Genomic DNA, 9,921 nt, shown 5'->3' on the forward strand with positions numbered 1-9,921 from the left:
TAATTCTGTGGCGTGGAGACTATGAGCCGCCCTGAGGGGTGTCAAGGGTGTTGCCGACCTGTCCTCGGGCGCCCGGGAAGATGGTTGATGTCTCCTCAACTAACCGCTTGTGAACGGCAATGTGACCACCCGCGGGTGGTCTTGTGGCGTGTGATTCCTCTGTGATATCCACGCTGTGATTACCACATGGACGGGCGTGAAATCACGCGCCGATCCCACCTCGTACCGGACGGAATTCCGTTCGACGAAGGGACGAGTTTCATGCGAATGAACAGTGGGTCAGGTGGTACCGGAGGGTTCGGAAGACGGGTGATGCTCGGCGGAACGGCCGGTATGGCCCTGGCCGCGGCGGGCCTGTCGGCAGGCCGGGCCTGGGGTGACGCGCCCTTCCACGAGGATCCGTTCACCCTGGGGGTGGCGTCCGGCGATCCGTGGCCGGACGGGGTCGTACTGTGGACCCGCCTCGCTCCCCAGCCCCTCGCGCCGGACGGAAACGGAGGCATGCCGCCGTACGCCGTCGACGTGCAGTGGGAGGTCGCCCGCGACGACCGCTTCCGCTCCGTCGTACGCCGGGGACGGACCCGCGCGGTGCCCGAACTCGCCCACTCCGTCCACGTCGAGGTCTCCGGACTCCAGCCGGACCGGCACTACTACTACCGCTTCCGCGCCGGCGGCGCGCTCAGCCCCGTCGGGCGCACCCGCACCGCGCCCCCGCCGCACAGCCGGCCCAGGGAGCTGGACTTCGCCTTCGTCTCCTGCCAGGCGTGGTTCGAGGGTTTCTACACCGCCTACCGGCACCTCGCCGAGGAGGACGTCGATCTGGTCCTGCACCTCGGCGACTACATCTACGAGAACGCCATCGACGCCATGGGCGGCGTACGCAACGTCCCAGTCGCCGCCGAGCTGCGTCCCGAGCCGATGAACCTCGTCCAGTACCGCAACCGCCACGCCCTCCACCGCTTCGACCCCGACCTCATCGCCGCCCACCAGACCCACCCGTTCGCCCTCGTCTGGGACGACCACGAGGTCGAGGACAACTGGGCGCGCGACAAGTCCAAGGCCGACAACGAGCCCGACCAGGACCCGGCGGTCTTCCGCGAGCGCGCGGCGGCCGCCTTCCAGGCGTACTACGAGCATCTGCCGCTGCGGCTGCCGAACAAGCCGAACGGCTTCGAGGCCCGGATGTACCGCCGTCTGCGCTACGGGCGGATGGCCACCTTCCACATCCTCGACACCCGGCTCTTCCGCGACGACCAGCCCTGCGGCGACGGCACCAAGAGCGGCTGCGACGAACGGCTGACGCCCGGCCGCACCATCCTCGGCCCCGAGCAGGAACAGTGGCTGTACCGCGGCCTCGGACGCTCCGACACGACGTGGAACATGATCTCCCAGCAGATCCCCGTGGCCCAGGTCGACACCGATCCCGGCCCCGGCCAGGCATTCGTGATGGACTTCTGGGACGGCTACGTGGACGCCCGCCGACGGCTTTTCAAGGAGATCACCGACCGCAGCGTGAGCAACCCCGTCGTCCTCACCGGCGACATGCACCGGCACCTCGCCGCCGATCTGAAGCAGAACTTCGACGACCCGGGATCACCCACGCTCGGCGTCGAGTTCGTCGGTTCGTCCATCTCCACCACCAAGGACGGGATGGACCTGGACCCCTCCGGTGCCAAGCTGCTCGCGGCCAACGAGCACATCAAGTTCACCAACTTCCAGCGCGGCTACGTGCGCTGCGCGCTGACCCGGGAGAGCTGCCGCGCCGATTTCCGGGTCCTCCCGTACGTCACCACCCCCGGCGCACCCGTCTCGACCCGGACCTCGTACGTGACGGAGGCCGGCCGGCCGGGTCTCCAGCAGGCCTGAGCGCATCAGGGAGGCGGTGCCCCGGAAAGGGGCGCCGCCGACGTGGCTCACCGGACGGTGAGCGACCCCTTCATGTACGGGTGAATCGTGCAGATGAACGGGTACGAGCCCGCCTTGTCCGGGGCGGTGAACGTGACCGTCTGCCCCGGCGCCACATTGCCGGTGTCGAAGGCCTTGTTGCCGGTGGCGGTCAGGGTGTGGGCCGTGGAGTCCTTGTTGACCACGGTGATCAGCGTCCCCGGCGCGACCGTGGGACGGGCCGGCTCGAACGCGAAGTCCTTGATCGTGATCACCACCTTGCCCACCGGGGAGGAGGAGACCGAAGGGGCCGGTGAGACGGACGACGGTGGTGTGGCACTGGAGGACGGCGAGCTGCCGCCGCCACTGTTCGAGCACCCGCCCGCGGCGGCGGCGAACAGTCCCGCCACGATCACCGCGGCGGCCGTTCTCGCACGGTTCCCCATCAAGAGCTCCTCGGGTCCGACCGCCGGTTTGACGGCACTGTGGCCCGAACGATAGGAGCTCCGCGACCAGGCGACGGGCAGGCGCTCGGAGCGATCCGCGGGTCGAATCCGTCCGGCGTACCGGCGTCGGCAGCCGGTACGCCGACCGGACCCCGCCGCAGTTCCCGGGGCCGGGACGCGCACGTCTGCCCGGGGTCAGGATTCGCGCGTCGCCGCCATCCCCAGGGTGATCAGACCGAGCACCACCCAGCCGAACCAGAGCCAGCCGCTGCTCCCCAGCGCCACCGTGTAGGCGGTGACGACGACCAGGGCCGTCAGCGTGAGCACTCCCATGGCCTTCGTGGATCCGGACATGCCCGCACCCTCCTCGTCGGCCGTGCGGCCGTGGATGCCATCGTCACCCCGGAGCCATGCCCACCGCTACTGCCCGCGCGCCTGCAATGAGGCGAGATAGGCGTTGTACGCCTGGAGCTCCTGGTCACCGTCCCGGTCGGCCGCACGGTCGGAGCGCTTCGCGGTCCGCTGCTCGGAGCGGTACCACTGGAAGACCAGCGCGATCAGCACCAGCACCGACGGGATCTCGCTGAAGGCCCAGGCGATACCGCCCGCCCAGCCCTGGTCGCTCAGCGCGTCGATGCCCAGCGAGGCCGGCGGATGCTTGTACGTCCCCACCATCGGCGTCGTCGCCATCATCAGCGCGATACCGAAGAACGCGTGGAACGGCATCCCGGCGAACAGCTCCAGCATCCGCATCACGTAGCCGGGCCGGTGCGGTCCCGGATCGATGCCCATGATCGGCCAGAAGAACACCAGACCGACCGCGAGGAAGTGCACCATCATCGCGATGTGACCGGTCTTCGAGTCCATCAGGAAGTCGAAGAGCGGGGTGAAGTACAGCCCGTACAGGCTGGCGATGAAGATCGGGATCGTGAAGGCCGGATGCGTGATGATCCTCATGTACCGGCTGTGCAGCAGCTTGAGCAGCAGCTCGCGCGGACCGGTGCGGCCACGGCCCGCGACCGGCAGCGCGCGCAGCGCCAGGGTCACCGGAGCGCCCAGCAGCAGCAGGATCGGTGACAGCATGCTGATCACCATGTGCTGCACCATGTGCACGCTGAACATGACCATGCCGTAGTCGTTGAGCTTGGTGCACATCACCAGCGCGATGCTCAGCACGCCGACGACGAAGAACACGGTCCGGCCGACCGGCCAGCCGTCCCCGCGTCTGCGCAGCCGCAGCACGGCGTACGCGTACAGGCCGATGCCGAGAAGGCAGCCGATGAGGAAGAATGGGTCCGCGGAGAATTGGAGCCCACGCCCCAGCGTGAACGGCGGCAGATCCATGTTCATGCCGTGCCCGCTGTGATCCATCTGTTCACTCCCGCCGGGGGCGTCCCCGATTCGTGCCGGTTGTCCCGACCAGAGTAGAACTGCCCCCGGCCGCGGTTGCGGCCGGGGGCAGTCCGTCGGACAGGGGGTCGCTCAGAGCACGCACTCCGCCTCGGCGTACCGCTCGGCCGGAACGGTCTTCAGCGTCTCCACGGCCTCGCCCAGCGGCACCATCACGATGTCCGTGCCGCGCAGCGCCGTCATCATGCCGAATTCGCCGCGGTGCGCGGCCTCCACCGCGTGCCAGCCGAAGCGGGTGGCGAGCACCCGGTCGTACGCGGTCGGCGTGCCGCCGCGCTGCACATGGCCGAGGATCACCGGGCGGGCCTCCTTGCCGAGGCGCTGCTCCAGCTCGCCGGAGAGCTGCGTGGCCATGCCGGCGAACCGCTCGTGCCCGTAGATGTCCTTGGTGCCCTGCTCGATCTCCATGGACGAGCCCTCGCGAGGCTTGGCGCCCTCGGCGACCACGACGATCGCGAACTTCTTGCCGGCCGAGAAACGCTTGCCGACCACCTCGGTCAGCTCGTCGATGTCGAAGGGGCGCTCCGGCACGACGATGGCGTGGGCGCCGGCCGCCATGCCCGAGTGCAGGGCGATCCAGCCGGTGTGGCGGCCCATGACCTCGACGATCAGCACCCGCTGGTGCGATTCGGCGGTCGTCTTGAGCCGGTCGAGTGCCTCGGTCGCGACACCGACGGCGGTGTCGAAGCCGAAGGTCACATCCGTGGAGGCGATGTCGTTGTCGATGGTCTTCGGAACGCCGACGATCGGCAGACCCGCCTCGGAGAGCAGGTTGGCCGCCTTCAGCGTGCCCTCGCCGCCGATCGGGATGATCGCGTCGAGACCGAGGTCGGAGACATGGCCCCTGGCCTGTTCCACACCGCCCCGCAGATGGGCGGGCTGGACCCGGGAGGAGCCGAGGATCGTGCCGCCCCGGGCGAGGATGCCGCCGACCGCGTCGAGGTCGAGCTTGCGGTAGTCGCACTCGAGGAGGCCCTTCCACCCGTCGTGGAAGCCGATGACCTCGTCGCCGTGGTCGACCACCGCGCGGTGCACGACGGAACGGATGACGGCGTTGAGGCCGGGGCAGTCGCCGCCGGAGGTGAGCACACCAATTCGCATTGCCCGGGAAACCTTTGCAACGTGGGCCGACGACCGGACCACGTCGTCCGGTTGGATCCCCGCCACCCTACCGGCGCAGGGTGGCGGGACCGAACCGGGCGTCCGCCTGCTGGACTTTGCTCAGACGAGCGAAAGCAAGCACGTCCGGCAGTCGGGGGGCGGAGCCGCCCCTCGACTGCCGGACGCTCAGCGCCTCGTCAGGCGGGCTGTGTCGCCGACGCGATGCGCTCGGCGCGCAGCGCCTCGTACCAGCGGTCGTCCGTCGGCGGCAGGGCGTTCACATCGAGGGCCAGCTTCAGCAGCAGGTCCGCGATGTGCGGGTTGCGCGCCATCACGGGACCGTGCATGTACGTACCGAAGACGGTGTCGTTGTACGCGCCCTCGGTGCCGTCACCGGTGCCGTTGCCCCGGCCGAACTGCACCTGGGCGAACGGCCGTGCCGTCGGGCCGAGATGGGTGACGCCCTGGTGGTTCTCGAACCCGGTCAGCGGCGGCAGGCCGAGGCGCGGGTCGATGTCGGCCAGTACGTCACCGACGCACCGGGCCCCCTCGCCGCGGGTGGAGACCACGTCGAGCAGCCCGAGACCGGCCTCGCGCTTACCGAGGTCGTTGATGAACTCGTGGCCGAGGATCTGGTAGCCGGCACAGACCGAGAAGATGATCGCGCCGTTCGACGCGGCCCGGCTGAGCCCGCCGTCGCGGCGCAGCCGTTCCGCGGCGAGACGCTGCGGCCGGTCCTCGCCGCCGCCGATCAGATAGATGTCGCCGGACGTCGGGACCGGCTGGTCGCTGCGCACGTCGACGCGCTGCACGTCGAGACCGCGCTGCCGGGCCCGGCGCTCCACCACCAGCGCGTTGCCCTGGTCGCCGTAGGTGCTGAGGAGGTCGGGGTAGACCCAGACCAGACGCAGACCGTTGCTCATGCTTCGTCCTCTCCGGAGGTGGCCGGGGCCGGGGTCAGTTGCCGACACGACGGCGCAGATCCTGGAAGGCGGTGTAGTTGGCGATGACCTCGATGCGGCCGGGCGGGGCCTGCTGCACGGCCTCGTCGAGGTTCTCGCAGACCCGGAAGTCGAGACCGGCCACTTCGAGGCGGACGGCCAGGTCCAGCTTGCGGTCGCCGAGCACGAAGATCGGGTGACCGGCGAGCTGGGTGTAGTCCACGTCCCACAGCCAGGAGGTGTCCGTGCCGTCCGCGCCGCGCGCGTTGACGGAGAGGATCACCGGCGTGGGCGGCGGGTCGATCAGGGAAAACGTTTCGAGCCAGCCCGCCGGGTTCTTCGCCAGCAGCAGCCGCAGCTCACGGCCGAGGAAGGAGACCACGTCGTAGCGGCCCGCGACGGCCTGCACCTGGTACATGCGCTCCAGCGCGACCTGCGGCGGCACACCGAAGACGGCGGCCACGGCGGCGGAGCTGGTGGCGTTGGCCTTGTTGGCGCGGCCGGGCAGCTGGAGGTGGATCGGCCACGCCGAACCGTGCGGGTCCAGGACGTAGTCGCCGTGCAGGACCCAGCTGGGAGCGGGCCGGCGGAATCCGCACTCGCCGCAGAACCAGTCGTCACCGGGGCGCTGCATCACACCGCCGCAGGCGGGGCAGGACCAGGCGTCGTCCTTCCACGCCTGGCCGGCCGCGACCCACACCACATTGGGGGAGGAGGACGCCGCCCAGACGATCAGCGGGTCGTCGGCGTTCGCGACGATCACGGCCTTCGAGCCGGACAGCCCCTCACGCCACTTCTCCGCCAGCATCCGGGTCTCCGCCGCGCGGTCCAGCTGGTCGCGGGAGAGGTTGAGCAGCGCGATCACCTTGGGCGTCGTGTCGCGCGCGACCCCGGCGAGGTACTTCTCGTCGACCTCGATCACGCCGTACTGCGCGTCCGAGCCGCCCGCCAGCGCCGAGGTGATGCCCGCCGGCATGTTCGCGCCGAGCGCGTTCGACACCACCGGGCCCGCGGCCCGCAGTGCCTCGGCGATCAGCCGGGTGGTCGTCGTCTTGCCGTTCGTCGCCGACACGAGGATCACGTCCAGGTGCTGCGCCAGCCGCCCCAGCAGGTCGGGGTCGAGCTTGAGCGCCACCCGGCCGCCGATCACCGATCCGCTGCCGCGCCCTGCGGCGCGTGACACCGCCGCCGCGGCCTTGCCCGCCGTCACGGCCAGCTTGGCCCGCGGCGACAGCGGCTCCGTGTTGCCTGCCATCGTCCTAGATCCTCCTTGCATCGGTCCACGCCCAGCCTATCGATGTCCGGCGCGGCGACCGCACCCTGGCACCGCCGGGAAGGTGGAGGTCGCGTGGAACGTACGATTGCGGCCATGCGAAACCGCCCGATCCCCGGCAGTTCCGGACTGATTCGTGCCATGAGCCTGCTCGGTGATCCGGTGCTGCACGGGACCTGTGAACCCGTCACGGACTTCGGTCCCTCGCTCGCCCGCCTCGTCGAGGACATGTATGCCACGATGTACGCGGCCGAGGGCGTCGGCCTCGCGGCCAACCAGATCGGCGTTCCGCTGCGCGTGTTCGTCTACGACTGCCCGGACGACGACGACATCCGTCACCTCGGCCATCTCGTCAACCCGCGGCTCGTCGAGACCGACGGCATCACCGTACGCGGTCCGGAGGGCTGTCTTTCGCTGCCCGGCATCGAAGCGGGTACCCCGCGGTTCGACCGTGCCGTCGTCGAGGGTCTCACGGTCGACGGCGAGCCGGTCCGGGTCACCGGCACCGGCTTCTTCGCGCGTTGCCTCCAGCACGAGTGCGACCATCTCGAAGGCGCGGTCTACACGGACCGGTTGACCGGGCTGCGGCGCGCCAGGGCGCTGCGCGCGGCCCGCCGGGCACCCTGGGCGCGCACCGGCTGACCGCTCCCGCAGCCTGCGTGTCGGGGGCCTCAGAATCCGGGGCCGCCCGGCCGGTCGCCCGCGGCGGCCAGCCTGCCCCACAGCAGATCGGCCAGGCTGCTCACCAACTGCTCGCGGGAGCAGGGGCGTTCACCGAGCCACCAGTCGCCCGCGGCGTGCATCATGCCGACGATGCCGTGGCCCCAGATGCGGGCCATGGCCTCGCTGTCCGGCCCCAGGTCCACCCGCTCGGCTATCACCAGGGCGAGTTCCTCGCCCAGCCGGCGCAGCAGCGGCGCCGAGTGCCGTCCGACGTCGAAGCCCTGCTCCGTCGAGGGCGCCGCGTCGTCGGACGGGTGCATCAGGAAGCGGTAGACCTGCGGGCGGGCCTCGATCGCTGCGAGATAGGTGTCGAGCGTCGACTCGACGCGCCGGCGGCGCTCGGCGGGGGCGTCGAGGGCGGCGCGCAGGGCGATCAGCAGCGCGTCGGTGTGGCGCTTGGCGAGGGCGCGGTAGAGGCCGCCCTTGTCGCCGAAGTGCCGGTAGAGGATGGGTTTGGTGATTCCGGCCTCCGCCGCGATGGCGTTCATCGAGGCCTTCGGCCCGTCTCTGAGCACCACGCGGTCGGCGGCTTCGAGCAGCTCGCGGCGGCGGCTCTCGGCCGCTGTCCGCTGGCGCTCTGCCTGTCGTGTGCTCTCCATGTCGCCTCTCCCCGCCCCTGGCCGTGCAAATGCGTCCTGCCTGCGCAACGTAACACCCTGCCCAGCGCGGCGCGGATCCGAACCTGGGCGGTTGACAGAGGCTACTTGTCGGTAACAGACTGCGGTTACCGCAAGTAACGAGTGGTTTTTTCACGGCAGTACGTGGAGGGGAACATGGCGGAGTTCACGCTCGAACTCAACGATGACCAGAAGCAGGTCCGTGACTGGCTTCACGGCTTCGCCGCGGATGTGATCCGTCCGGCGGCCTCGGAGTGGGACGAGCGTGAGGAAACGCCCTGGCCCGTCATCCAGGAGGCGGCCAAGGTCGGCATCTACTCCCTCGACTTCTACGCCCAGCAGTTCTTCGACCCGACGGGGCTCGGCATCCCGATGGCGATGGAGGAGCTCTTCTGGGGGGACGCGGGCATCGCCCTGTCCATCGTCGGTACGGGCCTGGCGGCCGTGGGCGTCCTCGCCAACGGCACCGAGGAGCAGATCGGGACCTGGATCCCGCAGATGTACGGCGACGCCGACGACGTCAAGGTCGCGGCCTTCTGCTCCTCCGAGCCGGACGCGGGCTCCGACGTCGCCTCGATGCGTACCCGCGCGGTGTACGACCAGGCCAAGGACGAGTGGGTGCTGAACGGCACCAAGACCTGGGCGACCAACGGCGGCATCGCCAACGTCCATGTCGTCGTCGCCGTGGTCGACCCGGAGCTGGGGTCCAAGGGGCACGCCTCGTTCATCGTGCCGCCGGACACCCCCGGCCTCTCCCAGGGCCAGAAGTTCAAGAAGCACGGCATCCGCGCCTCGCACACCGCCGAGGTCGTCCTGGAGGACGTCCGGGTCCCCGGCCACTGTCTGCTCGGGGGCAGGGAGAAGCTCGACCAGCGCCTGGCGCGGGCCCGCGAGCGCGCCGCCTCCGGTGGCGAGCGGGTGAAGAACGCCGCGATGGCCACCTTCGAGGCGTCCCGCCCGGCGGTCGGCGCGATGGCGGTCGGCACCGCCCGTGCGGCGTACGAGGTCGCGCTGGACTACGCGAAGACCCGCACCCAGTTCGGCCGCCCGATCATCGACAACCAGGGCATCGCCTTCCAGCTCGCGGACATGCGTACGCAGATCGACGCGGCCCGGCTGCTGGTCTGGCGCGCCTCGTGGATGGCGACCACCGGCAAGCCGTTCACCTCGGCGGAGGGCTCCATGTCCAAGCTGTACGCGAGCGAGACGGCGAAGAAGGTCACCGCCCAGGCCGTCCAGATCCTCGGCGGCAACGGCTTCACCCGTGAGTACCCGGTGGAGCGGATGCACCGGGACGCGGCGATCTACACGATCTTCGAGGGCACGAGCGAGATCCAGCGCCTGGTCATCGCCCGCACCCTGTCGGGCATGCCGATCCGCTGAGGCCGTCCCGCCGGGGCCGCCCCCGAGCCCCCTACGACCCCCAACCCCCACCCCCCCCCCCCCCCCCCACCCCCCCCCCCCCCCCCCAAACCCCCACCCCCCCCCCCCCCCCACCCCTACCCCCCCCCCCTCCCCCCCCCCCC

The 9,921-nt window shown here is 70.4% G+C and carries 10 protein-coding genes; 3 read left to right on the forward strand and 7 right to left on the reverse strand.

All coding sequences use genetic code 11. The annotated features are described in order from the left end of the window. Positions 1–312: 312 nt before the first annotated feature. A complete protein-coding gene (locus tag ACFV8T_RS23865) occupies positions 313–1,866 on the forward strand; it encodes an alkaline phosphatase D family protein (RefSeq protein ID WP_385330791.1) in 1,554 nt (517 codons plus the stop codon). A gap of 47 nt (positions 1,867–1,913) precedes the next feature. On the opposite strand, the gene ACFV8T_RS23870 is transcribed toward ACFV8T_RS23865, so the two are convergent. From ACFV8T_RS23870 to ACFV8T_RS23895, 6 genes are all read right to left on the reverse strand, one after another. After that, positions 1,914–2,330 (reverse strand): cupredoxin domain-containing protein, encoded by a 417-nt coding sequence (locus tag ACFV8T_RS23870; protein WP_385330794.1) that lies wholly within the window; start codon positions 2,328–2,330, stop codon positions 1,914–1,916. 195 nt (positions 2,331–2,525) lie between these two features. Next, positions 2,526–2,684, reverse strand: a complete 159-nt coding sequence (locus ACFV8T_RS23875; RefSeq protein ID WP_107408259.1) for a hypothetical protein — start codon at positions 2,682–2,684, stop codon at positions 2,526–2,528. Between the two features lie 66 nt (positions 2,685–2,750). Then, the gene (locus tag ACFV8T_RS23880; RefSeq protein ID WP_385330797.1) at positions 2,751–3,701 is read right to left on the reverse strand and encodes a cytochrome c oxidase assembly protein; all 951 of its coding nucleotides are present in this window, start codon (positions 3,699–3,701) and stop codon (positions 2,751–2,753) included. A gap of 111 nt (positions 3,702–3,812) precedes the next feature. Continuing rightward, complete coding sequence (locus ACFV8T_RS23885) at positions 3,813–4,841, reverse strand: 6-phosphofructokinase (protein ID WP_385330800.1); 1,029 nt, start codon at positions 4,839–4,841, stop codon at positions 3,813–3,815. Between the two features lie 197 nt (positions 4,842–5,038). Beyond that, complete coding sequence (locus ACFV8T_RS23890; protein WP_385330803.1) at positions 5,039–5,764, reverse strand: type 1 glutamine amidotransferase; 726 nt, start codon at positions 5,762–5,764, stop codon at positions 5,039–5,041. Positions 5,765–5,798: 34 nt separating this feature from the next. Continuing rightward, positions 5,799–7,037 carry a MurT ligase domain-containing protein gene (locus ACFV8T_RS23895; protein WP_072486330.1) on the reverse strand — a complete coding sequence of 413 codons (1,239 nt, stop codon included), beginning with the start codon at positions 7,035–7,037 and terminating at the stop codon, positions 5,799–5,801. 114 nt (positions 7,038–7,151) lie between these two features. On the opposite strand from ACFV8T_RS23895, the gene def reads away from it, so the two are divergent. Then, on the forward strand, positions 7,152–7,697 hold the full coding sequence (gene def / locus ACFV8T_RS23900) for a peptide deformylase (protein ID WP_385330806.1): 546 nt from the start codon (positions 7,152–7,154) through the stop codon (positions 7,695–7,697). A gap of 29 nt (positions 7,698–7,726) precedes the next feature. Here the strand turns inward: def and ACFV8T_RS23905 are convergent, their stop codons facing one another. Next, positions 7,727–8,377, reverse strand: a complete 651-nt coding sequence (locus ACFV8T_RS23905; protein ID WP_385330809.1) for a TetR family transcriptional regulator — start codon at positions 8,375–8,377, stop codon at positions 7,727–7,729. Between the two features lie 174 nt (positions 8,378–8,551). Here ACFV8T_RS23905 and ACFV8T_RS23910 point away from each other — a divergent pair, with 174 nt between their 5' ends. Continuing rightward, complete coding sequence (locus tag ACFV8T_RS23910; RefSeq protein ID WP_385330812.1) at positions 8,552–9,778, forward strand: acyl-CoA dehydrogenase family protein; 1,227 nt, start codon at positions 8,552–8,554, stop codon at positions 9,776–9,778. Positions 9,779–9,921: the final 143 nt, after the last annotated feature.

The sequence above is a fragment of the Streptomyces sp. NPDC059832 genome, assembly GCF_042731715.1.
GTDB lineage: Bacteria > Actinomycetota > Actinomycetes > Streptomycetales > Streptomycetaceae > Streptomyces.

What these genes read in the sequence shown, in the direction of transcription:
- ACFV8T_RS23865 (WP_385330791.1), top strand. Translation starts at nt 313, where the DNA reads ATGCTCGGCGGAACGGCCGGTATGGCCCTGGCCGCGGCGGGCCTGTCG.
- ACFV8T_RS23870 (WP_385330794.1), bottom strand. Translation starts at nt 2,330, where the DNA reads ATGGGGAACCGTGCGAGAACGGCCGCCGCGGTGATCGTGGCGGGACTG.
- ACFV8T_RS23875 (WP_107408259.1), bottom strand. Translation starts at nt 2,684, where the DNA reads ATGTCCGGATCCACGAAGGCCATGGGAGTGCTCACGCTGACGGCCCTG.
- ACFV8T_RS23880 (WP_385330797.1), bottom strand. Translation starts at nt 3,701, where the DNA reads ATGGATCACAGCGGGCACGGCATGAACATGGATCTGCCGCCGTTCACG.
- ACFV8T_RS23885 (WP_385330800.1), bottom strand. Translation starts at nt 4,841, where the DNA reads ATGCGAATTGGTGTGCTCACCTCCGGCGGCGACTGCCCCGGCCTCAAC.
- ACFV8T_RS23890 (WP_385330803.1), bottom strand. Translation starts at nt 5,764, where the DNA reads ATGAGCAACGGTCTGCGTCTGGTCTGGGTCTACCCCGACCTCCTCAGC.
- ACFV8T_RS23895 (WP_072486330.1), bottom strand. Translation starts at nt 7,037, where the DNA reads ATGGCAGGCAACACGGAGCCGCTGTCGCCGCGGGCCAAGCTGGCCGTG.
- def (WP_385330806.1), top strand. Translation starts at nt 7,152, where the DNA reads ATGCGAAACCGCCCGATCCCCGGCAGTTCCGGACTGATTCGTGCCATG.
- ACFV8T_RS23905 (WP_385330809.1), bottom strand. Translation starts at nt 8,377, where the DNA reads ATGGAGAGCACACGACAGGCAGAGCGCCAGCGGACAGCGGCCGAGAGC.
- ACFV8T_RS23910 (WP_385330812.1), top strand. Translation starts at nt 8,552, where the DNA reads ATGGCGGAGTTCACGCTCGAACTCAACGATGACCAGAAGCAGGTCCGT.